General features: G+C 69.2%; 28 protein-coding genes, 5 pseudogenes and 1 riboswitch. Of the genes and pseudogenes, 19 read left to right on the forward strand and 14 right to left on the reverse strand.

From position 1 onward, the window contains the following. Window positions 1–8: 8 nt before the first annotated feature. The 4 genes and pseudogenes from G7085_RS08885 (at window position 9) to G7085_RS08900 (ending at window position 3469) form a co-directional block, all read left to right on the forward strand. Window positions 9–734: a sensor histidine kinase gene (locus tag G7085_RS08885; RefSeq protein ID WP_197510688.1), complete on the forward strand. Its 726-nt coding sequence runs from the start codon at window positions 9–11 to the stop codon at window positions 732–734. A 147-nt stretch (window positions 735–881) separates the two neighbouring features. Then, a complete protein-coding gene (locus G7085_RS08890) occupies window positions 882–1235 on the forward strand; it encodes an MmcQ/YjbR family DNA-binding protein (protein ID WP_331715566.1) in 354 nt (117 codons plus the stop codon). 13 nt (window positions 1236–1248) lie between these two features. Further along, window positions 1249–2270, forward strand: a pseudogene (gene tdh, locus G7085_RS08895) (L-threonine 3-dehydrogenase). A gap of 11 nt (window positions 2271–2281) precedes the next feature. Continuing rightward, window positions 2282–3469: pseudogene (locus G7085_RS08900) on the forward strand (glycine C-acetyltransferase). Window positions 3470–3579: 110 nt separating this feature from the next. Here G7085_RS08900 and G7085_RS08905 read toward each other — a convergent pair. Beyond that, the gene (locus G7085_RS08905) at window positions 3580–4080 is read right to left on the reverse strand and encodes a transposase (protein ID WP_197510689.1); all 501 of its coding nucleotides are present in this window, start codon (window positions 4078–4080) and stop codon (window positions 3580–3582) included. Beyond that, a complete protein-coding gene (locus G7085_RS08910) occupies window positions 4025–4597 on the reverse strand; it encodes an IS110 family transposase (protein WP_231979353.1) in 573 nt (190 codons plus the stop codon). The genes G7085_RS08905 and G7085_RS08910 overlap by 56 nt, the downstream gene beginning before the upstream one ends. 483 nt (window positions 4598–5080) lie before the next feature. Here G7085_RS08910 and G7085_RS08915 point away from each other — a divergent pair, with 483 nt between their 5' ends. From G7085_RS08915 to G7085_RS30000, 10 genes and pseudogenes are all read left to right on the forward strand, one after another. Further along, the gene (locus tag G7085_RS08915; protein ID WP_197510691.1) at window positions 5081–5356 is read left to right on the forward strand and encodes a DUF2277 domain-containing protein; all 276 of its coding nucleotides are present in this window, start codon (window positions 5081–5083) and stop codon (window positions 5354–5356) included. A 98-nt stretch (window positions 5357–5454) separates the two neighbouring features. After that, a complete protein-coding gene (locus tag G7085_RS08920; RefSeq protein ID WP_197510692.1) occupies window positions 5455–6048 on the forward strand; it encodes an MgtC/SapB family protein in 594 nt (197 codons plus the stop codon). Further along, entirely contained in the window at window positions 6045–6170 is a 126-nt protein-coding gene (locus tag G7085_RS29980) for a hypothetical protein (protein WP_269451818.1), read from the forward strand. Before G7085_RS08920 ends, G7085_RS29980 begins: the two co-directional genes overlap by 4 nt. A 66-nt stretch (window positions 6171–6236) precedes the next feature. Further along, a riboswitch (TPP riboswitch) is annotated at window positions 6237–6333 on the forward strand. A gap of 48 nt (window positions 6334–6381) precedes the next feature. Next, window positions 6382–6594, forward strand: a pseudogene (locus G7085_RS34600) (hydroxyethylthiazole kinase); the annotation flags it as partial. Continuing rightward, window positions 6585–6875 carry a hydroxyethylthiazole kinase gene (locus G7085_RS34605; RefSeq protein WP_408647197.1) on the forward strand — a complete coding sequence of 97 codons (291 nt, stop codon included), beginning with the start codon at window positions 6585–6587 and terminating at the stop codon, window positions 6873–6875. The pseudogene G7085_RS34600 and the gene G7085_RS34605, both read left to right, overlap by 10 nt. Beyond that, window positions 6875–7123 carry a hydroxyethylthiazole kinase gene (locus G7085_RS29990; RefSeq protein WP_197510694.1) on the forward strand — a complete coding sequence of 83 codons (249 nt, stop codon included), beginning with the start codon at window positions 6875–6877 and terminating at the stop codon, window positions 7121–7123. The genes G7085_RS34605 and G7085_RS29990 overlap by 1 nt, the downstream gene beginning before the upstream one ends. Continuing rightward, a complete protein-coding gene (locus G7085_RS36250) occupies window positions 7123–7917 on the forward strand; it encodes a thiamine phosphate synthase (protein WP_231979354.1) in 795 nt (264 codons plus the stop codon). Before G7085_RS29990 ends, G7085_RS36250 begins: the two co-directional genes overlap by 1 nt. Beyond that, window positions 7851–8827: pseudogene (gene thiD, locus G7085_RS08945) on the forward strand (bifunctional hydroxymethylpyrimidine kinase/phosphomethylpyrimidine kinase); the annotation flags it as partial. The gene G7085_RS36250 and the pseudogene thiD, both read left to right, overlap by 67 nt. A 158-nt stretch (window positions 8828–8985) precedes the next feature. After that, a complete protein-coding gene (locus G7085_RS29995) occupies window positions 8986–9315 on the forward strand; it encodes a thiaminase II/PqqC family protein (protein WP_269451819.1) in 330 nt (109 codons plus the stop codon). 451 nt (window positions 9316–9766) lie between these two features. Next, entirely contained in the window at window positions 9767–9895 is a 129-nt protein-coding gene (locus G7085_RS30000; RefSeq protein WP_269451820.1) for a hypothetical protein, read from the forward strand. Here the strand turns inward: G7085_RS30000 and G7085_RS08955 are convergent. Continuing rightward, window positions 9873–10193, reverse strand: a complete 321-nt coding sequence (locus tag G7085_RS08955) for a hypothetical protein (protein ID WP_197510697.1) — start codon at window positions 10191–10193, stop codon at window positions 9873–9875. The genes G7085_RS30000 and G7085_RS08955 overlap by 23 nt on opposite strands. 672 nt (window positions 10194–10865) lie before the next feature. On the opposite strand from G7085_RS08955, the pseudogene G7085_RS25150 reads away from it, so the two are divergent. Continuing rightward, window positions 10866–13166 (forward strand): annotated as a pseudogene (locus G7085_RS25150) (glycogen/starch/alpha-glucan phosphorylase). A gap of 129 nt (window positions 13167–13295) precedes the next feature. Here G7085_RS25150 and G7085_RS08980 read toward each other — a convergent pair. From G7085_RS08980 to G7085_RS08990, 3 genes are read right to left on the reverse strand one after another with little or no spacing between them, the layout of a single operon-like run. After that, window positions 13296–14168: a hypothetical protein gene (locus G7085_RS08980; protein ID WP_197510702.1), complete on the reverse strand. Its 873-nt coding sequence runs from the start codon at window positions 14166–14168 to the stop codon at window positions 13296–13298. After that, complete coding sequence (locus tag G7085_RS08985) at window positions 14138–14836, reverse strand: hypothetical protein (protein WP_197510703.1); 699 nt, start codon at window positions 14834–14836, stop codon at window positions 14138–14140. The genes G7085_RS08980 and G7085_RS08985 overlap by 31 nt, the downstream gene beginning before the upstream one ends. Continuing rightward, window positions 14833–15507: an alpha-amylase family protein gene (locus G7085_RS08990; RefSeq protein ID WP_197510704.1), complete on the reverse strand. Its 675-nt coding sequence runs from the start codon at window positions 15505–15507 to the stop codon at window positions 14833–14835. The genes G7085_RS08985 and G7085_RS08990 overlap by 4 nt, the downstream gene beginning before the upstream one ends. Before the next feature lie 213 nt (window positions 15508–15720). Here G7085_RS08990 and G7085_RS08995 point away from each other — a divergent pair, with 213 nt between their 5' ends. Then, entirely contained in the window at window positions 15721–16380 is a 660-nt protein-coding gene (locus G7085_RS08995; protein WP_197510705.1) for a cupin domain-containing protein, read from the forward strand. Between the two features lie 81 nt (window positions 16381–16461). Here G7085_RS08995 and G7085_RS09000 read toward each other — a convergent pair whose 3' ends face one another. Further along, window positions 16462–17214 carry a diacylglycerol kinase catalytic domain-containing protein gene (locus G7085_RS09000; protein ID WP_231979355.1) on the reverse strand — a complete coding sequence of 251 codons (753 nt, stop codon included), beginning with the start codon at window positions 17212–17214 and terminating at the stop codon, window positions 16462–16464. A 6-nt stretch (window positions 17215–17220) separates the two neighbouring features. Continuing rightward, a complete protein-coding gene (locus G7085_RS09005) occupies window positions 17221–18225 on the reverse strand; it encodes an SPFH domain-containing protein (protein WP_197510706.1) in 1005 nt (334 codons plus the stop codon). Window positions 18226–18318: 93 nt separating this feature from the next. Between G7085_RS09005 and G7085_RS25155 the strand changes: the two genes are divergently transcribed. Together G7085_RS25155 and G7085_RS25160 are read left to right on the forward strand one after the other, a co-directional pair. Further along, the gene (locus tag G7085_RS25155; protein WP_231979356.1) at window positions 18319–18468 is read left to right on the forward strand and encodes an NUDIX hydrolase; all 150 of its coding nucleotides are present in this window, start codon (window positions 18319–18321) and stop codon (window positions 18466–18468) included. After that, window positions 18447–18689: an NUDIX domain-containing protein gene (locus tag G7085_RS25160; protein WP_331715567.1), complete on the forward strand. Its 243-nt coding sequence runs from the start codon at window positions 18447–18449 to the stop codon at window positions 18687–18689. The genes G7085_RS25155 and G7085_RS25160 overlap by 22 nt, the downstream gene beginning before the upstream one ends. Before the next feature lie 315 nt (window positions 18690–19004). On the opposite strand, the gene G7085_RS09015 is transcribed toward G7085_RS25160, so the two are convergent. Next, entirely contained in the window at window positions 19005–19223 is a 219-nt protein-coding gene (locus G7085_RS09015) for a helix-turn-helix domain-containing protein (protein ID WP_197510707.1), read from the reverse strand. Further along, window positions 19220–19570, reverse strand: coding sequence for a hypothetical protein (locus G7085_RS09020; protein ID WP_231979357.1), 351 nt, complete (start codon window positions 19568–19570; stop codon window positions 19220–19222). The genes G7085_RS09015 and G7085_RS09020 overlap by 4 nt, the downstream gene beginning before the upstream one ends. Before the next feature lie 467 nt (window positions 19571–20037). On the opposite strand from G7085_RS09020, the gene G7085_RS09025 reads away from it, so the two are divergent. Beyond that, complete coding sequence (locus G7085_RS09025) at window positions 20038–20655, forward strand: hypothetical protein (protein WP_197510709.1); 618 nt, start codon at window positions 20038–20040, stop codon at window positions 20653–20655. 39 nt (window positions 20656–20694) lie between these two features. On the opposite strand, the gene G7085_RS09030 is transcribed toward G7085_RS09025, so the two are convergent. The 4 genes from G7085_RS09030 to G7085_RS09045 form a co-directional block, all read right to left on the reverse strand. Further along, window positions 20695–21246 carry a hypothetical protein gene (locus G7085_RS09030; RefSeq protein WP_197510710.1) on the reverse strand — a complete coding sequence of 184 codons (552 nt, stop codon included), beginning with the start codon at window positions 21244–21246 and terminating at the stop codon, window positions 20695–20697. A 267-nt stretch (window positions 21247–21513) separates the two neighbouring features. Continuing rightward, complete coding sequence (locus tag G7085_RS09035; RefSeq protein WP_197510711.1) at window positions 21514–21927, reverse strand: helix-turn-helix transcriptional regulator; 414 nt, start codon at window positions 21925–21927, stop codon at window positions 21514–21516. A gap of 5 nt (window positions 21928–21932) precedes the next feature. Then, window positions 21933–22358 carry a hypothetical protein gene (locus G7085_RS09040; protein WP_197510712.1) on the reverse strand — a complete coding sequence of 142 codons (426 nt, stop codon included), beginning with the start codon at window positions 22356–22358 and terminating at the stop codon, window positions 21933–21935. Between the two features lie 253 nt (window positions 22359–22611). Further along, entirely contained in the window at window positions 22612–23322 is a 711-nt protein-coding gene (locus G7085_RS09045; RefSeq protein ID WP_197510713.1) for a hypothetical protein, read from the reverse strand. Between the last annotated feature and the right edge of the window lie 121 nt (window positions 23323–23443).

Genomic DNA, 23443 nt, shown 5'->3' on the forward strand with positions numbered 1-23443 from the left:
CCCTCTCCATGTCGGGCCCGGCAGTGCTGGTGGGCCTCGGCAGCCACTTCTTCATCACCGTGCGGAGGCGTCAGGCGCGCGAGATGGCTGCGCTGGAGCGCGAACGGGCGGCCGCACGGCTGGCCGAGCGGCGCGCGCTCGCCTCCGAACTCCACGACATCGTGGCGCATCAGCTGTCGCTGATCTCCATGTACCTCACGCCGACGGCGCTCGGAGAGGACCGCATCGACGGCACCATCGAGCAGCTGTCCCGCACCACGCTGAGCGCGAAGGACGACCTCACCACGCTCCTCTTCTCGTTGCAGGCGGGCGAGTCGGGCGACCCGGGCACGCAGACCGTCCGCTCCACCTCCAGCGCGGTGGCAGAGACGCTCCGGGAGGCGGGCCACCCCACCGAGGTACTCGCCCCGGCATCCCTCGACGTGCTCGACTCGACCACCCAGAAGACCCTCTCGCGGATCGTCCGGGAGAGCGCGACCAACGCCATCCGCTACGCCGCCGAGGACTCCCCTGTCTCGATCAGCTTCGCGATGACCCCTGCCTCGGTGTCGCTGCGGGTCACCAGCCAGCTCGCCCCCGTCCGGCAGGAGGACCCCGACTCGACCGGAAGCGGCCTGCTCGGACTCCGCGAACGCGTCGAGTTCACCCATGGAACGCTGAGCGCCGGCGAGGTCGGCGACGAGTGGCACGTCGAGGTCACACTGCCGACCGCGGCCCTCGTCACCGCCAGCTGAACCGCGCATCGCACGGGGCGGCGGGCTCCACCGCCCGTCCGGCCCGGCCCGGGTACCGACCGTCCCACCCTGTGGCAGGCTCGACACCATGAGCCACCGCGACCGCCCAGAGGTGCCCCGGAGTTCATCTCGCGCGTCCACCGCATCGTGTCCGCGCTCCCTGAGACCTACCAGGAGAACGCCTGGGTCGGTGTGCGCTGGCGGATCGGCGGCGCCACCGTCGCCCATCTCTTCGGTGGCGAGGACCAGCGCTTCCGCGTCACGCTTCGCGGCCGGTCGCAGGACGTCGCGGCCTTCGAACACCTCGGAGAGCCATACTTCCGGGCCGGGTGGGGATCCGACGTGATCGGGCTGATCATCGACGACGACACCGACTGGGATGAGGTGGCCGAGCTGTTGATCGAGTCGTACTGCATCATGGCGCCCAGGCACCTTGTGATGCGACTCAACCTGCCTCCGGGCCGTAGCCCGGGTACCGCCCACGCCCAAAGTCGGCCGTGAAAAGATGAGAAACATGAAGGCCCTCGCGAAGACGCGGCCCGGCAACGGGCTCGAGTTGATCGACGTTCCGACACCCACCCCCGGCCCCACCGAGGTACTCATCCGGGTCAGTCACACAGGTATCTGCGGAACCGACCTCCACATCTCGTCCTGGGACGGCTGGGCGCAGAAGACCGTGCAGACCCGAGGATCATCGGGCACGAGTTCTGCGGCCACATCGTCGAGCTGGGCTCGTCGGTGACCGGCCTCGAGGTCGGTCAGTTCGTCTCCGGCGAAGGCCACTACGTGTGCGGCCGCTGCCGCGCCTGCCTCGCAGGGAGACGGCACCTCTGCCGCAACACCCGGGGCATCGGCTACCACGTCGACGGCGCCTTCGCCGAGTACTTCGCCATGCCGGCCGCGAATGTCTGGGTTCACCCGGCCGGTCTGAACCCCGAGGTGGCGGCCATCTTCGACCCCTTCGGCAACGCGGTGCACGCCGCACTCCAGTTCCCGCCCTGGCCGAGGACGTCATCGTCAGCGGGGCCGGGCCAATCGGCATCATGGCCGCCCTCGTCGCGAAGTTCCAGGGCGCCCGCAACGTCGTCATCTCCGACCTCAGCGAGCCGCGGCTCGCGCTGGCGAGGTCGCTCGGAATCACCTCAACGGTCAATGTCGGGTCGGAGCGGCTCGAGGACGTGTACGACCGGTTCTCCATGAAGGAGGGCTTCGACATCGGCCTCGAAATGTCGGGCTCGGGGTGGCCCTGACGTCGATGATCGCGAACATGACGCACGGCGGTCGCATCGCGCTGCTCGGGACGCCGACCAAGGAACTGACCGTCGACTTCTCGACCATCATCTTCAACATGTTGACCATCCAGGGTGTCACCGGCAGACAGATCTTCGAGACCTGGTATGCGATGAGCGCGCTGCTGCGCTCCGGTCTGGACATCTCGGGGTCATCACACACCGCTTCCCGGCCGACCGCTTCGAAGAGGCGTTCGCCGTCGCAGGCGATGGGCAGTCCGGCAAGGTCATCATGACGTGGAACTGACAGGAGTAGAGATGGACATCCTCGACCAGATCAACGAAGAACTCGCGCAGCTGCGGGCCGAAGGCCTCTACAAGGAGGAGGCGCCGCTCACCACCGCACAGGCCGCCCACGTCGGCACCCTCGACGGCCAGGTGATCAACCTGTGCGCCAACAACTATCTGGGCTCGCCGACTCGCCCGTGCTGATCGCCGCCGCCAAGGAGGCCCTCGACCGTTGGGGTTCGGGATGGCCTCGGTGCGGTTCATCTGCGGCACCCAGACCCAGCACAAGGAGCTCGAGGCATCCCTGACCCGCTTCCTGCGTCTCGGTGCCGACGGGTTCGACACCATCCTCTACTCGTCGTGCTTCGACGCCAACGGTGGCCTCTTCGAGACCCTCCTCGGCCCCGAGGACGCGATCATCTCCGATGAGCTGAACCACGCCTCCATCATCGACGGTGTGCGCCTCTCGAAGGCCGACCGCTACCGGTACCGCAACCGCGACCTCGACGACCTGCGCCGCCAGCTCGAGGCCGCCCACGGGCGCGCCACAAGCTGATCGCCACCGACGGCGTCTTCTCCATGGACGGCTACGTCGCCCCGCTCGACGCCATCTGCGAGATCGCCGACGAGTACGGCGCCCTGGTGATGGTCGACGACTCGCACGCCGTCGGTTTCATGGGAGGGACGGGTGCGGGACACCGGAGCTGTTCGGGTCGCGGACCGCGTCGACATCCTGACCGGAACGCTCGGCAAGGCCCTCGGAGGCGCATCAGGTGGGTTCACCTGCGCACGGGCACCCATGGTCGAGATGCTGCGGCAGCGATCGCGCCCGTACCTGTTCAGCAACTCCCTGGCACCGTCGATCACGGCCGCGTCGATCGCCGTGCTTGACCTGGTCGGTTCGCATCCGGAGCTGCTGGATCGACTGCGGGAGAACACGCAGTACTTCCGGAGGAGGATCGTGGAGGAGGGGTTCGAGGTGCCGGAGTCGGACCACCCGATCGTGCCCGTGATGTTGGGCGAGGCGGTGGTGGCCGCCAGGATGGCCGACGAGATCCTCGCTCGCGGCGTGTATGTGCGGGCGTTCAGCTACCCGGTGGTCCCGAAGGGAAGGCCCGGATCCGCACGCAGTTGTCGGCATCGCTGACGCGGGAGGACCTGGACAAGGCGATCACGGCATTCGTCGAGGCCAGAGCCGCGGTCACCGCTGCCGGCTGAGCGGGCAGCCGGCCGGTGTTGTCCCCGAGAGGAGCCCGACCACAGCTAGGAACCCGACCCCAGCAGTCGGTTGAGCCGGCCCCCGCGCGAAGCGCCGGGCCGTGATGCTCCTATGTGTTGTCAAGGGTCGCTAGGCGGTTTGTGATGGTTTGCAGGTCGCGGAACAGTTCACGCACGATGGCTCGCTTGAGGAGGCGGATGATCGTGGGGCGTTTGTCTCCGAGCGCGGTTCGCTTGGCTTTGTAGAGCTGTGTCTGCAGGTCCTGCGTGTCGTAGTAGCGGTGGAACGCGATTCGCCAGAAGGCCTGGTTCGCGGTCCTGTCTCCGCCCCGAGAAAGGCGGTAGCGATCCTGGATCCTGCCAGAAGAGATAGGGATCGGAGCGACCCCGCTGAGGGCTGCCAGAGCCTTTTCGCTGACCAGCCTGTCGGGGTTGGCGCCGGCGGCCAGGATCAGCTGGGTGGCCGATACCGGACCGACCCCGCGACGGGCCAGGAGCTCAGGCGCCAGCGCCTGGAGCCAGTGGCGCATCCACGTGGTGTACTGCTTGGCTTCGTCATGGAGGAGCAGCCATCTGGTGGCCGCGTGAGACAGTTCCGGGTACTGCTGCAAGGCGGTGACCTTGCCGGGGGTCAACTTGCCCTTCACGGGATCTGGAGAGCACGGGCAGCGGCGTGGAGTTCGTTTCCGACCTGGGTCTGCTGACGCAACGCCGAAGCCCGGAAAGTGTATGCAGTGCGTAGTCGGGCAGGTTTGAGAGGTCCTTGACCGGGGAGACACGCTGCCCGATCCGGATCGCTTCAGCGGCCTGGAGAGCATCGATCAGGTCGGACTTGCCGCGCTGTCGACGGGTCACCTTGTTGGCGGCTGTGACCTCCATGATCGTGTGCCCGGCGCCGAGCAGAACGGCGGTGATGGTGGAACCATACGACGAGGTTCCCTCGATCCCGATCGCGATCGGCGCCAGGCTGGTCAGCCACACGGTGGCGGCCTCGATCGACTGGGGATCGGTGAGGATGTGGCGGTCTTCGAGCAGGTGACCGTTGTTATCGGTGACCACGATGAGATGGAAGTCGGCGTGGGAATCGATACCGGCCCAACGGTTGGAATCGAGGGTGGTTTGGTTCATGATGGATCCAGATCCTCCATGGTGTTGGTGGATGCTGGTGGTCGACAGGACAGTCAAGGGAAACGAGACGTTTCAGGCTCCTATTAAGTCAGGCCAACAGCGGTGTTGTAGGTGCCGGAGGGACGACACATCACGACAAGGGCATCCCAGCGGAAGTCAGTCGAAACCAGAGTCAGGCCCTCCGGCACCATCATCCCCTCAAAGAGGGACCACCCAAAGCATGACTGTCGAAACCACTCCCGACTCGGTGCAGAGACCCCACCACAGCAGAAGACAAGAGGCGCCGTGGTTTCGACACGGGCGACGACTCGTTCCCGCCGCCGGCCCAGCTCAACCGACAGCCACTGGCCGACCCGTCCGAACACATCACCACGTACGCGCATGCCATGTCCCGACTCTCAGACCCCACTCTGTCTACCCGTCGGTTCCCGCGGACCGGCAAACCCTTGGGCATCGGAGCGACCCGAACCTATGCTTGCGGGCATGTGCCGCAACATCCACCCGCTCAACAACTTCGAGCCGCCCGCCACCGGTGACGAGGTCCGGGCCGCCGCGCTGCAGTACGTGCGGAAAGTCTCGGGGACGACCAGACCGAGCAAGGCCAACGAGGAGGCCTTCAACCGGGCCGTCGAAGAGATCGCCCACATCACCGGCCATCTCATCGAGGCCCTCGTGACGACTGCGCCGCCCAAGGACCGCGAGGTCGAGGCCGTCAAGGCACGGGCCAAGGCCGCCAAGCGCTACGCGACCTTCGCCTGAGCGACCCGCGGCGCGGCACCCGGCCGCCCGCCCTCCGACGTGGTTGAGTTGTCCGGGCCGCACGGATGCGGCCGGGATGAATCGGGAAGGTAGGCATCGTGGGCACAGGTGCGCTCTTCGACTGGGGGCAGGTACCCGTCCAGGTTCTCCTGGCAACGATCGCCTTCGTGCTGTGCGCGATCATCGGCATGGAGCGCCAGTTCCAGCACAAGTCGGCCGGCATCAAGACCCACGCCCTCGTCGGGCTCGGCAGTTGCGTGTTCACGCTGATCTCGGTGGAGGGCTTCGTCTACCTCGCCGAATACCAGGTCACCCGCGACCCGTCACGCATCGCAGCCCAGATCGTCAGCGGCATCGGCTTCCTCGGCGCCGGCCTCATCTTCGTCAACCGCGACGTCGTCCGCGGCCTCACGACGGCCGCATCGATCTGGCTCTCCGCCGCGATCGGCATGGCCTGCGGCTCCGGGCTCATCCCGCTGGCCATCCTCGCCACGCTGCTGCACTTCGTCTCCGCTGTCGTGTTCCCGCCGCTGGCGCGGATCCTCCCCAGAAGGGCGACCGGTCGACCGTCGTCGTCACGTACGAGGACGGCAAGGGTGTGCTCCGCACGATCCTCGAGGAGGCCACCGCCATCGGATGCCGCACCACGCTTCTCACCACGAAGCAGCGCTCCGAGGACGGGCAGCGCGTGATCCGGGCCGAGATGCGCTTCCAGGGTGGCCCTTCGACCCGCGATGTGATGGCGCAGCTGATGGATCTCGACGGCGTCGTGGGCGTGGAGCAGGCCAACAGGGCCGACCCGGACGAGCTCTGATCCGCTCCGCTCCGTCCGGTGACGCCTCCGCGACCACGTCCTGGGCCCAGACCGCACGCTGCTAGGCTGGCTCCGCCGGGGTGCCCCAGAGGGTTGGGCTGAGATCACACCCGCAACACCTGATCTAGGTCGTGCTAGCGAAGGGAGCAGAATGCAGCCGATCATCGCCGTCCTCGAAGAGGTCCGGACCAGCACACCGTTGGTGCACTGCATGACCAACACCGTCGTCCCCGAGATCACCGCCAACGTGCTGCTCGCCATCGGCGCCGCGCCGGCCATGATCGACCTGCCCGAGGAGGCCGGGATCTTCGCGGGCATCGCGTCCGCGCTCCTGATCAATGTCGGGAACGGATCGGCCGAACAGCACCGCGGCATGCGCCTCGCCGCCCCCGCAGCGGAGGCAGCCGGTCGGCCATGGGTGCTCGATCCCGTCGCCGTCGGCGCCCTCCCCATCCGGACGGCGCTGGCCCGCGACCTGCTCGCGCACCGCCCACGGCCATCCGCGGCAACGCGTCCGAGATCCTGGGCCTCGCAGGGGTCAGCCGCGGCGGCCGCGGCGTCGACTCCACCGACGACGCGGAGGCGGCGCTCGACACCGCCGTCGACCTCTCCCGGCGTCACGGCTCGACGGTCGCCGTCTCGGGCCCCGTCGACGTGATCGTCTCCCCGGCCGCGTCACCCGGGTCACCGGCGGGAGCGACCTGATGCCGCTGAACACGGGTACCGGCTGCTCGCTCGGAGCCACCGTGGCGGCCTGCCTCGGCGCCGCCCGCATCGCCGGGCTCGACGACCACGATGCCGTGGTCGCGGCCCACGCACTCTTCGCCGCGGCCGGCACCCTGGCCGCCCGCACCACGACGGGCCCCGCATCGTTCCGCACCGCGTGGATCGATGCGTTGCACGAACTCAGGCCCGCCGACATGATGGGCCTCGTCGGCGTGGAGCGGTCCTGATGCAGGCCGCGCCAGGACTCGCCGCCGGCGTCGACTGGCGGCTCTACCACGTCACCGACACCACCCTCAGCGGCGGCCTCGACCGCGTGCCCGGCATCGTCGAGCGGGCCGTGCTCGGCGGTGCAGGGGTCATCCAGGTGCGCGACAAGGACGTCGATGACGAGGCATTCATCCGACTCACCCGCGGCTGCCTCGACGCGGTTGAGCGCGCATCCGATGCCACCGGGCGTCGGGCGGCCGTCGTCGTGAACGACCGGCTCGCCATCGCCGAGCGCTTCGGACTCCACTTCCACCAGGGGCAGTCCGACGGCGACGTCCGCGAGGCCCGCACCCGGCTGGGTCGCGACGCGCTGATCGGCCTGTCGATCTCGAACCGGGCGCAGCTGCTGGCCGAACTGGCCGCTCCCACCGCCGACGTCCTCGGTCTCTCACCGATCTGGGCCACCCCACGAAGACCGACACCGACCCCGCCCTCGGCCTGGACGGGGCCCGCGCCATCGTCGACGAGGTTGCGGGCGGGCGGTGACCGTCGGCATAGGCGGGATCAACCCCTCCAACGCCCGCGACGTGATCGCGACCGGGGTCGACGGCATCTGCGTCGTCTCCGCCATCTGCACCGCCCCCGATCCCCGGGCCGCGGCCGCCTCCCTCCTCTCCATGTGGAGTTCCGAATGAACCCGAAGATCGCACTCACCATCGCCGGCTCCGACCCCAGCGGGGCGCGGGCATCCAGGCCGATCTCAAGACGTTCACCGCGCTCGGCGTCTACGGCACCGCCGCGCTCGCGGGGCTGACGGTGCAGAACACCCAGGGGGTGCGGGCCGCCCTGCCCGTCGATCCCCAGCTGGTCCGCGACCAGGTGGCGGCCGTTCTCGATGACCTGCCGGTCGCGGCCACCAAGCTCGGGATGCTGTCCAATGCGGAGGTCGCCGCCGCCGTGGCCGACCTCATCGAGGAGCGGCGCGCCGACTTCGGGGTGATCGTGCTCGATCCGGTGATGGTCGCCACCTCGGGTGACGCCCTCCTGGAGGACGACGCGGTCTCGGTGGTGCGCAACCGGCTGATGCGACTCGCAGATGTCATCACCCCCAACTCCCCGAGGCGGCTGTGTTGCTGGGCACCACCCCGGCCAGGGACACCGACGACCTGATCGCCCAGGCGGTGGCGTTGCGCGGCCTCGGCGCCAGGGCCGCACTTCTGAAGGGCGGCCACCTGACCGGTGAGGAACTGACTGACGTGCACGCCAGCGACGAGGGCGTCGCCCTGTTGAGCGGTCCCCGCATCCACACCCGCAACACGCACGGCACCGGCTGCACCCTCAGCTCCGCGATCGCCGCGTACGCGGCGCTGGCCGGCGACACCGTCGAGACGGGCATCTCGCTGGCCTCCGTCGAACTGGCCCGCGACTATCTGCTGCGGGCCATCGCCTCTGCTTCGGAATGGTCGCTGAGCCGCAGCCCGGAGACGGGCCACGGCCCCGTCGACCACCTCGTCGGCACCTGGAGGACCAGTGACCTGGAACATGGGCCATTCAGTGCCCGGGTGTGGAAGGAGACGGTCGATCTGCGCCGCCGGATCGATGCCCTACCGCTACTGACCGGGCTGGCCGACGGGTCGCTCGAACCGCACCGCTTCGTCGGGTACCTCGCACAGGACGACCTGTACCTGCGCGGCTACGCCCGTGCCCTCGCCATGCTCGCCACCCGGGCGCCCGACGCGGGGCGGCCGCCTTCTGGGCGACCGGGGCCAGCGGCGCGGTCGCGGCCGAGTTCGAGATGCACGCCGCCCTCCTCGCCGACGACCGCCTGGCGGGGCTGCCGCGCGCCAAGGTCGCCTCGCCGACGACCCGCGCCTACGTCACGATGCTGCAGGCAGCGGCCGCGTACGAGCCGTACGCCGTCGGGGTGGCGGCCGTGCTGCCCTGTTACTGGGTCTACGCCGATGTGGGTCAGCGGCTCGCCGCGACGGCGTCGGTCGTCGACGACCACCCGTACCGCGCCTGGGTCGCCGCCTACGACGATCCGGCCTTCCAGGAGGCCACCCGCACCGCGATCGCCCTGATGGACGATGCGGCGGAGGCGGCCGACGCCGGGACGCGCGACGCGATGGCCGAGGTGTTCGCGGCTGCCACCTGGTACGAGATGCGCTTCTGGGCGAACTCGTACGACCTGGAGGCCTGGCCGCTCCCCTGACGTGACGCCCCTCAGCAGCCGTCCCAACTCACGTCGGTGGTGTACCGCTGGGCGGACATCTCGTAGATCACATCGGTGTCGACCAGCGGCGGGTGGGCGCGAACACGTAGCCCCGTGGCCGTCAGGCCCACCGAGGACGCGGAACTGGATCTCACGGTTGCCCTGCCGGTAGGAGCCGAAGTACTGCGTCTCCCCGTAGTTCAGCTTTGCCACCACCTTGAACGACGCTCCGTACAGCGCCCGCACCTGGGCGACCGTCATCCCCACCTTCGCACCACGATCGCTCGGGTTGACGGTGTTACGCACAGAGACGTCGGGCAGACCCAGCACAAAGAGCTTGCGGGTGGTGAGCGGCGCAGCCTCCTCCCAGCCCACGCACGGCTCTGTGAACGGCTTGACGTAGCCCAACCTGGAGTAGTTGGTCATCGTCTGCGCCAGGGTGGTGTCGTGGGTGACCTTGATGCCGAGCGGCCCGAGCCCGTCAACGGTCAGCACGCTCTGGTCGAGGACATGGGCAGGGATGGTGCTGACCGGCGGGATGGACGACGACGAGAACGTCACGATGTTGTTGAACACGTAGCCGGAGCGGCGCACGTACCGGGTTCCCTGCCGCACGAGGTAGTCGGTCCAGATGTAGGAGCGGCACCCTCCCTGCCCCGTCTGCGGGTGTTGCACTCCGTGCGCCAGCGGCGACCCGATGACGTCCACTCGATTGATCCGCCGTTGACGCCGCGCCCGGCGAGCGGGTTGCTGCCCCACGCGGCCCGGGGCTGTGGCAGGTATGTCAGGTTGTTGAAGTGCCAGCCGGTGACGCTGCGGTAACTGCCGGAGACCATGACGACCTGGGTGGCCCAGATCTTGGTGCGGCAGCGGACCACGACCGACGAGTACCGCTCGCAGGTGGTGCTCCACAGTCTGCCGTTCTGGATGTGTCCGCCGGGGTCGTGTAGACCGACGGGCCGGCCGCCTCGGCGGTCCGGACGCCGAGTCCCGTGACTGCCGTGGCCGCGGCCACGAGCCCGACCGCGATCCTGGTGAGACGATTCATCTCGATGCTCCTACGTTGGAGGGAATCTGTGCGGGACCGACGCGGGGCCGGACTTGGCGCTGCGGCGGCCAGGTGAGGGTTCCGTATCCCTCCGACACCACCCACTGTCTTCTACGCCGAGCGGAAACGTCTGGTTTCGGCCATCTGGGATCCCCGACACGCCCAAACGGGCCCGAACGGCTCTGACAAGGTGTTTCAACAGCAACCCGCCGGGGGGTGGACCGAATTGGATCGTGCCAATTATTGTGGGGTCATGCCAGAGATTGAGCACACCATGGGATCCGCCCCGACCGACACCCCTCAGAGCCCTCGCAGCTACGGCCCGGCCGCCACGCCGACCCACCCGCTCGCGACCGCTCCCGTCGGCATGCCCTCCCACTCGGTGGACGGTTTCGTCCGCGAGTTCCTGCATGAACTGAACACGAACCAGGGCGTGATGCTGTCACGCTCGAGCGTCAACGACCAGTACCTGGCCCTGGCCAGCACCGTCAAGAACTACCTGATGGCGCGGTGGCTCGAGACGGGCCGCAAGACCCGCGACGCCAAGGTCAAGACCGTCGGCTACCTGTCGGCCGAGTACCTGCTCGGCCGCCAGCTCGACAACGCGCTCCTCGCGACCGACCTCAACGAGGTCGCCACGAAGGGCCTCGAGCTCTGCGGCCTCGACCTTGCGACCCTCCGCGAGCAGGAGGTCGAGCCCGGCCTCGGCAACGGCGGCCTCGGTCGCCTCGCGGCCTGCTTCATCGACTCGCTGGCCACCATGAGCGTGCCCTGCATCGGCTACGGCATCCGCTACGAGTACGGCATTTTCCGACAGACCTTCGTCGACGACCGCCAGGTCGAGAAGCCGGACACGTGGCTCACCCTCGGCTCGCCGTGGGAGTTCCCGCACCCCGAGGCCTCCGTCCAGGTGAACTTCGGTGGCCGCACCGAGAAGTACACCGACGCCGAGGGCCGTGAGCGCACCCGCTGGGTGCCGTCCTGGAACGTGCTGGGCGTCCCCTACAACTACATGGTCCCCGGCTACCTGAACGGGCGCGTCAACACGCTGCGCCTCTGGTCTGCCCAGGCCACCAAGGCGTTCGACCTGCAGATCTTCAACTCCGGCGACTACGCCCAGGCCGTGCGTGCCCAGACCTTCGCCGAGAACATCTCCAAGGTTCTCTACCCCGAGGACTCGACGCCGCAGGGCAAGGAGCTGCGCCTCCAGCAGCAGTACTTCTTCGTTGCCTGTTCGCTGCGCGACTTCATCGACCAGGAACTCGAGCAGGACTTCGACCTCCACAACCTGCCGGAGCGCATCACCTACCAGCTGAACGACACCCACCCCGTGATCGCGGTGCCGGAGCTGATGCGTCTCCTGATCGACGAGCACGGCTTCGAATGGGACGAGGCCTGGGATGTCACGAGCCGGTGCTTCGACTACACGTGCCACACGCTGCTGCCGGAGGCCCTCGAGGTGTGGCCGACCGAGCTGCTCGGCCGCCTGCTGCCGCGCCACCTCGAGATCATCTATCAGATCAACGACCAGTTCATGGCCGAGGTGCGCGGGCCTTCCCGGGCGACGAGATCCGGGCCCGTCGCATGTCGATGATCGCGGAGCACCCCGAGCGCGGCGTTCGGATGGCCTTCCTTGCGACCGTCGCCTCGTCCAAGGTCAACGGCGTCGCGGCGCTGCACTCCCAGCTGCTGCGCGACAAGGTACTGCCCGACTTCTCCGAGCTGTGGCCCGACAAGTTCACGAACGTGACCAACGGCGTCACGCCGCGTCGCTTCGTCAAGCTCAGCAACCCGAGGCTCTCCGACCTCATCACAGACGCCATCGGCCCCGGCTGGGTGACCGATCTCGAGCGACTCAAGGAGCTCGAGCCCTATGCGGACATCCCGCGTTCAAGGAGGCGTTCGCCGAGGTGAAGGCCGCCAACAAGCACCGCCTCACCGAGCTGCTGAAGAAGCGCGACGGCATCGAGCTGCCCGACGGGCACCTGCTCGACGTGATGGTCAAGCGCCTGCACGAGTACAAGCGCCAGTCGCTGAAGCTGCTGCACATCGTCTCGCTCTACGAGCAGGTGATCTCCGGCAAGCTTGCAGCCTCGGACCTAACGCCCCGCACCGTCGTCTTCGGCGCGAAGGCGGCCCCGGGTACAAGATGGCCAAGGACACGATCCACCTGATCAACGCGGTCGCGCGCACCGTCAACAACGACCCCGCACTCGAGGGCCGTCTCAAGGTGGCCTTCCCTGCCAACTACAACGTGACGCTCGCCGAGAAGTTGATCCCGGCGGCCGACCTGTCGGAGCAGATCTCGCTCGCCGGCATGGAGGCCTCGGGCACCGGCAACATGAAGTTCGCCCTCAACGGCGCGCTGACGGTCGGCACGGATGACGGCGCGAACGTCGAGATCCGGCAGCTCGTGGGCGACAAGCACTTCTTCCTGTTCGGCATGGACGAGCCCGCCGTCGCTGCACTCGGCGCCAAGGGTTACGACCCGGCCTCCTACTACGAGTCGAACCCGCAGCTGAAGGCCGCCCTCGACCTGATCCTGTCTGGCCGGTTCTCGGCCGGCGACCCGCACGCCTTCGACTCGGTGGTCTACAACCTGCTCAACCAGGACCGGTTCATGGCCCTCGCCGACTTCCAGTCCTACATCGACGCACAGGCCAGGGTTGAGGAACGTTACGCCGACCAGGACGCATGGACCCGTTCCGCGATCCTCAACGTGGCTCGCACCGGCTACTTCAGCTCGGACCGTTCGATGCGCGACTACCTGCAGCGCATCTGGCAGACCACGCCGATGATCTGACCCGGAGTCGTCGACCGGGTCTCCCCGGCGCCTGACCCGACCGCGGGCCCGTCCTCCTGGAGGACGGGCCCGCGGTCCGTTGTCCGGAGAGGATGCGGCCGGGGTCGGCTCCGGGTCAATCCTTGACGATCACGGCCTGGAACGCGAACGGGCCGAGGTCCACCCGGAACCCACCCTGCGCGGGGTGCCCGCCGTCGACGGGCTCGACGCGGCCGACCACCTCGCTGGTACCGAGGTCGATGACGGTCGCCCCTCCGGGAGTGCCGCGGCACGCACCACGGTGCCCGCCGCACGCTCGGAGAAGTTGAACACGCTGACCTGCACGGCCCCGATCGCCAGCCGGTTGACCATCACGAGGATCGCGGGGTCGTCAGGCAGCGGGATCTCGAGCAGGGTGCCGGTGGCGATGCCGTGCGCCTCGCGCAGGTGCAGCATCGACGCCAGCCGCCGCGCGAACGACCCCGGGTCGGCCAGCTGCGCGGGGAGCGACCCGTACAGTGACCTGGCCCTCGGCAGTCCGGAGGCCGAGCGGTTGGCCTCGGGATTGCGGCCCATCAGGTCGAACGCCCCGCGCTCGATCCACCGGGTGTCGCCGGTGGAGATGAGGTCGGCGACGTCGTCCCGGTCGACGGGCAGGGCCCCCACCAGGTCCCAGCCGGACAGCGCGAAGACGCCCGGCTGCAGCGCGTTGAACGCGGCGAGGAGGAGGTGGGCGTCGCGGACCCGACGCACATCGTCGTCGGTGATGGCGCCCAGGTCGCTGATCCCCAGGCATGCGGTGATCACCGACGCGGTGGTCGACGCGATGCCGTTCTGCGTGAAGATCGCGTTGTAGGGCGCCGCCGGCCCGGCGATGGCGCTGCGCAGGTCGTGCCGGATGCGCTCGGCGAGTTCGGCGCCGGTGTAGTCGACGCCCCCCAGCCGGTAGGCGTCGGCGCGATGGGTGGTGCCGAAGTGCACCAACTCATAGGTCAGTTCATCGTGGTTCTGCAGGGCGTGCACGAGCGCACCCTGGTCGATGCCGATGCGCAGCGCCTCCCCAGCGTCAAGCGCAGGAACTCCGTGTCGCCGGTGGCCAGCGCATGCTGGTAGGCCGGGCGCGTGACGAAGTCGTACGACAGGTCGGGGCCGGCGAGCGACGTCGAACGGATGGCGTCCATGGACAGGTTGAGCTCCTGGAAGGTGAATCCGCCCACCTTGCGCACCATCGACCCGATCAGCTGGTTGGCGGCCACCGAGAGCGGGTGCCCCTCCGACCAGGCCGGTCCGCCCTCGTCGTCCTCGCTGGCCCGCTCGACGCCGAGGAACCCGTTGGCGTCCAGCCGCAGGCCGCCTGCGCCGAGGTCGGTCAGCGCGTGCAGCGCATCACCCATCACCAGCCGCATGCCCGCGAAGGTCGGGTCGAGCCAGTTGATGGAGGGCTGGCCGTCCTTGAAGTAGTGCAGATACACCCACCGGTGCGGTTCGCCGTGCGTGTCGAGCACCTCGGCGGTGGCCGACCAGTTCGTCTCCTTGACGCCGGGCTCGTAGAAGATGACCCGCTGCAACTCGCCGATGATGAAGCCGGCGTCCTTGAGCCGCCGCTCGTCCTCGGCGCTCAGGTTGGTGGAGTCGCGGCCCACCGGCACGTCCGGGAGGAGGTGCCAGGCATCCCGCGGGATGTCGATCATGTGGTAGATCCCGGGTAGTCGCGGTAGTTCATCTCCGCGAGCCGGAAGTCGGAACCCTTCCCTGTGTGGGCGGGCACGAGGTCGTCGATGATGGTGGCGCCACGTTCCGCTGCGGTGCCCTGCATCGTGCGGTACTCGTCCTCCGTGCCGAACATGGGGTCGATCCCCATCGAGATGCGGTCGAAGTGGCCGTCGATCGACGGCGTGCGGGACCAGCCGGAGACGCCGCCGGCGAGCTTCACCGGGCCGGTGTGGACCGCCCTGATCCCGATCTCCGCGAACGCCTCCCACAGGTCGTGGGCGCCGAGCGCCCCAGGAACGACACCCCGTCGAGCGTGATGTGCGACAACGGGTAGGCGGTGAACCACACGGATGCGGTGTCGACCGCGCCGCGGGGTGCGGCCGGGCGTAGGCGCGACCCCACATCTCGGGCTGCCCCGACAACTGCCGGGCGATCGCCTTCGCATCGCCGAGCATCGAGTGGTTGACGAGCCACTCCACGTAGGCCCTGTTGGTTCCCACCGGCTCGAACGGGGTGGCGAGCGTGCCCGTGAACGAGGCGTGCCGCCGCGCCCTGGGCCGCAGCGCCCGAGGCCGCGCCGGGTAGAAGGCCTCGTCGAAGTTGATCTCCTGGTCTGCCACCTCCGCCACCGCGGGATGTGCCTCGGCAACCCCGGGCGGGGATCGGGATGGTGTCCGCGTGCGGTTCGTGCTCTTCGATCGGCTCGCTCACTGGGGTCCTTCCTGTCGGGCCTCCCCAGCCTATGCCGGGAGGACACAGGCGTGGCGGCCGGCCGGTCCGCTGGCCGGAGGTGGCCGAAGGACCGCAGTGGAAAAACGGTGAATGCGGGTCACCGCGGAGGCGCCGGAACTACACTCCCCAGATGCGCACGATCGTCGAGAGGATCAGCAGAGACGCTGCCTCGTCCTGGACGTACTTCGCACGCTCGTCCAATCAGTTCGACGTGGTGCATCACCGGCATCCGGAGATCGAACTCACCTTCGTCCTGGGTGGTGAGGGGATCCGGCAGGTCGCCGGGTCGGTGGACCGCTTCTCGGACGGCGACCTGGTGCTCGTCGGCTCGAATGTCCCGCACGCCTACTGGACAGACAAGGCTCCCGCACCGGTCACGGCGCCCGGCGGGCAGGCGTTGAGCTACATGGTGGAGACCGCGTTCCCTGAGGCGTACGCGAACCTCGGCATCACCCCGATCGCCTACAACCCCGGCCCCGAGCAGGGCGGCTTCTTCACGTTCATGGAGAAGAAGGCTGAGACCGACCCGGGATACCGCGAGGTCATGGACGCCGTCATCCTCGACATGAACAACCCCTCAAGTCGGGCACGGCGTTCATCGATCCGTGGAGCGCGAAGGCCGGAGACGTGCAGAAGGCGATCTGGAACCCGATGCTCAACGGGAAGAAGCCCGTGGATGAGGCCGTCCAGGAGTACATCGACAAGGTCAACGCCCTGGCCAACGCCTAAGGGCCCGGCCGGGGACGGCGCCGTCAGAGGGTGTGGAGCACCGTGCCCGATGCCCCGATGACGACCCGCTGCCCCCGGCCGAGCGTCAGGTGATCGTCCTCGATGCCGTCCCCGAAGGCCACGAGGGTGTCGGACTCCACGATCAGCGCGAGGTCCTCGCCGGCCCCAGTGTGCCGCTCGTCAGCCGCACGCCGGTGGTCGGTGAGGGCCATGCCTCCCGCACGAACCAGGCAAGTGACGGGTCGGTCGGGGCGGGCAGCCGTCCCTCCGGGTCCATCACCCGCTGGAGGGATGCACACCAGCCGGTCGCTCCCGTGCCGGTGCCGACGATCAGCCCGGAGGAGGTCTGGCGCTCCGTCCGCCCCTCCACCTCCATCAGGTACCTGGCCGACTGGTGAGTCGGCTGGCCCACGTAGATCTCGTTGAGGGCGGTGAGCTGCTGGCCGTCGTCCGTGCGGATCGACACCATGGTCCGCCGCATCGGGCTCGCCGTCGCCGAGGTGGCGAGCAGGCGGGCACAGTCGTCCGGACGGTGGGGCACGAGCACCCCGGCATGGCCGCCGGGGTTGATCCCGATCACAGGCTGGCCGTCGAGGTACTTGGCGACGTTTGCCACCAGCCCGTCCTGCCCGACCACGACCACCACGTCCTCGGGGTTGAAGACGAACCGGGACACCTCGCTCCGCTCGACCTCGGCCCGCCTCCACTCGGCGGGGATGGCCGCCGCGACGGCCGCCCTCGCCTGCGCCTGCGCGTCACGGCGCACCTCGAGCTCGTCGATGCTCCGGCCCCGGCTCCGCATCACGAAGGCGGCCTGCCCGCGCGTGCCGTGCCTGGCCAGCAGCCCCTCGATCTCGGTCGCCCGGTAGACGACGACCGCTCTCGGCCTTGCCATGGCTGCTCAGTCCCGCCCGCCAGCGGTCAGCCGACCGAGCATCCCCGTGATGAGGTCGGGGGTCAGCACCAGGGATTCGACCTTCGGCAGGTTGGCGGCGAGCTCCCGCAGGGCGAGCGCGAGCAGGACGTCCCGGCTGGCCTCCCGGTAGGCATCGAGCCTCGCGGCCTCGGCGTCGGCCTCTGCCTCCCCCAGCACCCGGGTGGCGTCGGCCTTCGTCTGCGAAAGGGTCGCCGCACGGCTCGCCTCGGCCCGGACCCGGACGGCGTCGGCCACGGCGGCATCCTCGGCCTCACGGCGGGCGTTGGCGCCGTTCTGGGCGATGAGCTGTTCCTGCCGCCTCGCCAGCTCGATCTGGTTGGCCAGCTCGTTCTCGCCGATCGCAGCCTCCTTCTCGACGGCGAGCGCGCGGCGCTCGAACGTCGCCCGGTCGGCCTCCTGCTGGACCTGTTCGCGGGCGGGCAGCTGCAGGGCCCGCTCCACCTCGGGCTCGGGCCGGAGCAGCGAGAACCGCACCCCGATCACCTCCACCCCGATCGCGGTCAAGCGCTCGTCGGCGCGGAGCCGGGCGATGGCCCCGTCAGCGATCCCGGCCACGTCGAGGGAGAGCACCTCGCGCAGCGGGCGGCCGCTCAGCGTCCCGGTCACCGCGGCGCCCGTGGCACCGTGGATCATGGCGCCGACCGTCTCGAGCGGCGACTCGAGCCAGCGGCCGTTCGTCGGGTCGATCGAGAAGTCGACGCGCGCGGCGGCCTGCGACGGCTCGGCAAAGCGGTAGGTGACGGTGGCCGGTGCTGTGACCTCCTGGAGGTCCGAGGTGCGGATCCTGACGAGCGCCTCCTGCTCCCGGTCATCGACCGGTACCTCGCTGATGGCGGCGGTCAGTGGTCGGAACCAGAAGCCCGCGCCGACTCCGGCCTGCGTGCGACGCCCCTTCGTGAGGCATTCGGTGTAGGTGGTCGCGGTGCCGCGCAGGTGGCGGACGAACGGGAACCGGGTGATCTTGGCCATCGCTGGCCTCCTCTCAACTCTTATCGTGATATTGACGATAAGGGTTGTTCCGCAGGAATGTCAATCTGACGATAAGGGCGGTAGGGTGGCGCCATGCAGCAGAAGTTCTTCGTCACGGTCGACCTGGTGGTTCTCACCATCCGCGACGGACGGCTGCATGCGCTCCTGATCGAACGCAGATTCCCACCCTTCGAGGGGAATGGGCGCTGCCAGGAGGCTACGTGCTGCCGGGAGAGGACCTGACTGCGGCCGCCTATCGTGAACTCGCCGAGGAGACCGCGATCGGCGCGGGCGTGCATCTCGAGCAGTTGGCGACCTACGGTGAGCCGGGGCGCGACCCGCGGGGACGCACCGTGACCGTCGCCTGGCTCGCGCTCGTTCCCGAGGTCCCCGAGCCGGCGGCCGGGACGGACGCTTCGGACGCTGCCTGGGTGCCTGTCGAGGAGCTGGAGGGGGCGCCGTGAGCCTGGCGTTCGACCACGACGCGATCCTCGCGGACGGCATCGAACGGGCGCGGGCCAAGCTCGAGTACTCCCCCTTGCCGCGGCCTTCTGCCCGACCGAGTTCACCGTCGGCCAGCTTCGGCGCATCTACGAGGCCGTGTGGGGCACCCGCTGGATCCGAGGAACTTCCACCGCAAGGTGACCCGGTCCGAGGGGTTCCTGGAGCCGACCGGACACACGAGCACGATCGACGGGGCAGGCCGGCGCAGCTGTACACGCGCGGCACCCTCGACACACTGTTTCCCCGATCACCCGCGCAGCCGGCTGACGCCGGCCTCAGCCCTCCCCCAGCAGACGCAACCGGGCCGCCGCTTCGAGCGCCGCGGCCCGGTCGGAGGCCCCCAACTTCCGGTACAGCGGCTTGATCTGGGAGCGCAGGGTGCCGAGCGTCACGAACCGCTCGGCGGCGATCTCCGAGTTCTTCAGCCCCCGTCGCATCAGCGTCAGGATCTCCCGCTCGGTCGGTGTCAGAGAAGGCCGTTGCTGCCACGTCACCGGTCGGGGATCCCGGCCGCGGCTTCGAGCGCCTCCCGCAGCGGGCGGGGCAGGTCGTCCTCCTGCGTGTCGACGATGTGGACCAGGCGTTCGGTGATGTCGGCTGGGACGAAACGCAGGGCGAAGCGGAGGAGGCGCGGTGACGGCACCTGCCGCCAGCCGAGGGCCAACTCGTCGCGGGCGGCGTCGGGGTTCTCCAGCCGGATCTGGGCGGCGGCGGCATAGACGTGGGCGAGCACCTCGAAGCGCGGGAAGCCCTGCGCGTCGAGCCCCGCACAGTGCCCGAGGGCGGCCGGGTAGTTCCCGTCACGCAGGGAGATCGCGCAGCGCGTGAGCGTGTCGAACAACCCGTCTCCCTCTGGTTGCCGTGGGAACGGGTCCCGGTCCAGCTCGAGACCGGGATCGAGCCCGCGACCGTCGTGGCCCATGCGATGAAGGAGCTCGGGCGGTGGCCCCGCCAGAGCCGGCTGCTGCGTCGCACCACGTCGCGCACCTCGTCGCGCCCCAGCCCCGCTGGATCGGTCTGAGCGCGGACCACGAGGACGAGCGCGTCGAGCGCTGAGCGCGACTGCGAGGGCGCGCCCCGTTCGAAGATGGGCCGCACCGCGGCGAGCGCATCGGCGTCCCTGCCCTCCTCCATCAGGCGGAGGGCCGCAGCGTCGCTGGGTATCTGGTCGTCAACCTCCTCATCGGTGAGCGACCGCAACCCCGCAAGGTCCTGTTCCGTGATCAGGCTCACCCGCTCCAGGGCGTAGAGCCGGTCCGAGGGAAGGCTGAGGTCGGCCATCACGCCCGCGAACCGGAGGGCATCCTGATGTCGGTCGAGCTGAAGGCACGCCCAGTAGGCGAGGTACAGCTGTCCGACCCGGCGGGTCCGTCGCAGGTCGGTCACCTGTTGCCGGGGTTGGTCTGCCTCCAGGAGTTCGCCCACGTGGTCGACGAGGCGGTCGGCGCGGTCGCGTTCGCCCGCAGTCACGGCCGCGAAGAGGGCGACCGCCGTCCGGGCCGACTCATCACCGAACGACGAGGGACTCAGGTCGAGCAGCGTCGCGAGCGCCCTGCGGGCCAGATCGCGTCCCTTCTTCCTGCCCCAGCCTCGGCCCGCGCCCCAGTTCCACCTGTAGAAGCGCCAGGGCGGGCCACTCCGCAGGGTCGGGGCCAGGGCGTTCAGCGCGTCGACGGCGTTGGCGTCGGTGAACATGAGGAACAGCCGGAAATCGTCGCGCACCATGCGCTCGGCGCGGGCCGCTTCACCGAGCTCCAGCAGGGGCCGAGGCCCATCGCCCGCCTGCCCGATGCGAGGATCCGGCGCAGCCCCTCCCGTAACTCGCCCTCCCGTTCCTCGGCCGGGGTGACGCGGTTGAGCGCGGCCCATGCCCCGAGGTCCAGGACAGCGCCTCGACGCCGGCCTCGGCGTCGGTGTCGGCGGTGAACAGCGGATAGGCGCCGGCGCGGGCGAACCAGTCGCCGGTCAGGCCCCCGAAACCCCGCAGGAGATCCCGGGTGAAGGTCCGCATCCCCCTCGCTGCGAGCAACCAGGCGCGGAAACCACCGTCACCCGGCGGTTCCGCTGTGTGGGAGGTGCCCCGCAGCGGCAGCAGCGCCAGTTCCGGGCGGTGGGCGGCACCGTCCACACCCCTCCGGCCGCATCGGCGCGGACCTGCTCGAGGTACCGGTGAACCAGGCTCGGACATCCGGCCATGGTCTCGGGGATCACCGTGAGGTCGGGATTGGGGCCGGTCAGCAGCCGACGGGCGAGGACGGCCGTCTCATCCGGGTCGAAGGCGAGGTCGCGCTCGTCAAGGATGCGTGGTGCAAGGGCGCCGACCGGCCCCGATCCCGGCGGATCCTCGCTGGAGACGATGAGCCTCAGCGACGGTGCCGTCGCAAGGGCCAGGCGGATCTCCTGCCAGAGGGGATCGTCAGCACCGTGGATCAGGTCGTCGATGAACCAGACGGCGGGCGCGGCCTCGGCCGACAGGCCCGGAACCGTTGGTGCAGTTCGTGTCTGCTCCGCGGCCACAGCGTCTCCACCGATGGATCGCCATCCAGCACGCGCCGCTCACACTGACGCATCAGGGTGGTTCGGCCCCAGCCGGGAAGCGCCACCAGTACCACCAGCTGCGGCAGGTAGTCCCACACCTGGTCGAATCGGCGACGCCTCAGGAGCGTCCCGCCTGCGGCCCGCCTCAGACCCATCCGCACCCCAGATACTTGAGCAATACTCCTCCCAGTGTCCCGCATGGGAGGAGCCCCCACAATGGGTCTCACGGGTGCCGCCCGCCCGCGGCTAGGCCGTACGCAGCGCCCGCTGCAGGGAGGAGAGCGAGCCGAAGCCGGAGCGACGTGCCAGGTCGGCCCGTGCTATGCCCGGATGTTCGGCGAGGATGCCGAGGGCGGCCTGCGCCCTAGCCTCGAGCAGGAGGCGGCTGAAGCTGGTGTCCCCCTCCTTCAGCTCCGCCTGGACGGTCCGCACGGAGACGCCGAGGTGCAGTGCCACCTGTTCGATCCGCAGTCCCGGGTCCGTGAAGTGCTGGAGGATGTAGCGCCGGGCCCGCATGAACAGCGGTTCGGCCTGGGTTCGTGTCCCCAGCGCCGCGACGAGGAGGCTGCGGACCACCTGTTCGGCGGCTGGCGCAATGGCGCGGGCGGCGGCGGCCGACAGGTCGTGCACGGAGCAGGTGTTGGTGATGAAGGCCAGCATCGGGCTCAAAGCCCCACATCCATGATCCGGGGAATCGGGAGCCCCGTCTCAGTCAACAGGTCGGCGAAGCGTTCGGGGCACAGTCTGACGACGATCACCTCGTTGCGCGGCTCGATCGTGTGCAGCACCGTTTCACCGCTTCCGGCACCGATCAGGTGGATGCCCGGGGCACGGACCGTCCCACCGCCTGGCCCGTCGATCTCGGTACGTCCCTGAAGTTGCACCAGCAGGGTTGCCCGCCTACCCGTCCGATCACCCCGGTGCCACACCTGTTTCGACCGCGGGAGCCTTGCGTGCGTGATGGAGAAGTCCCGGAACCTCGCGGACCGCGCGGCCATGGTTTCTCTGCCGAGTTCGACGATCTCGAGTTCCATCTGACGCAGAAGCTCCGCCGAACGGCGCGACAGCTTTCCCCTGCCGCCGCCGTCCACCACGAGATCCGAGCGCCTCAGCGGTCGATCGGGCTCGCCGAGCCGACCTCGCGGCGCCAATGCCTGTTCCCCCACGGTTTCCCGTCCCCCAGTGCCGAGTCAACCTGGAGTCATTGGTACCAGATCCGGCGGCTCTCCGGGTACCTGCAGCGGCGTCTCCCCTCCGAATTCCTCCCTTCGGCGCTGCACGGGAGAATTCAGGGGTCGGATGCGGCCTCCGACGGCGCAGGGTGTAGGGGTGAGACGGCCGGCGTCAGCGGCGCTCGGCCATCTCCCACCGCTGCCCGTTTCGAGGAGGCCGCATCCGGGGTTCACCTGGGATCCGCCTGCGGGACGGGGGCCGGCCCTGCAGATCATCGGTTCGGGCAGCGGTGACAACCGCCCGTGGAGACAAGCTTGTCCCAGGCCTCACCCCCGGTCCATGACCCTGCGTTGCGGTTGCGCAAAGTGACACCCGGGCCCTCCGAGGGGCCTCACCAGTCCTTGCGGTCCTCGGCATCGAGGTTGCCCTCGACATCGTCGGCTGCGGCCCGGACGGCCTCCGCGGCCTCGTCCGCGGCCTGTACCACGTCGTCGGCGAGATCGGAGGCCGTGTCTGCCAGGTCGTCCACCGTATCGGCGGCCCCATCGGCGGCGGCCTTTCCACTTGCCCTGCCCGGTCGACCAGGTCGCGGAACACCTTGCCGAGATCACCGACGAAGCTGTCGAGCTGGTCGTTGAGTTGGCTCAGCAGGTGCTTCGCGGTGGGTTCCTCGGTGAGGTCCGGGTGATCGGTGGAGTACTGCTTCTTCTGCTCCTCGTAGTACCCCTTGACGCGGTCACTCACGACCCCGACCAGACCGATGGTGGCGTAGGCCGCGTCGGCGGCCACCTTGGCGAGGTTGTCGCCCAGCTGGTTCAGCTCATCGGTGGCCTTCTGGAGTCGGTCATGGGCCTCGGTTGCCTGGGCATCGTCCGCATCCACGATCGGCTCGTGTGGGTCACCTCCTCGACGCGCTCGGCGTCGTCGAAGGGGCATCGCCGTGGACGTTGTCGGTGTTGTCAGGTCGCTGGGTCTGTTCGCTCATGCTGGCTCCTCGTCGCGT

This window comes from Tessaracoccus coleopterorum, from assembly GCF_011174705.1.
In the GTDB taxonomy this organism is placed as follows: domain Bacteria; phylum Actinomycetota; class Actinomycetes; order Propionibacteriales; family Propionibacteriaceae; genus Arachnia; species Arachnia coleopterorum.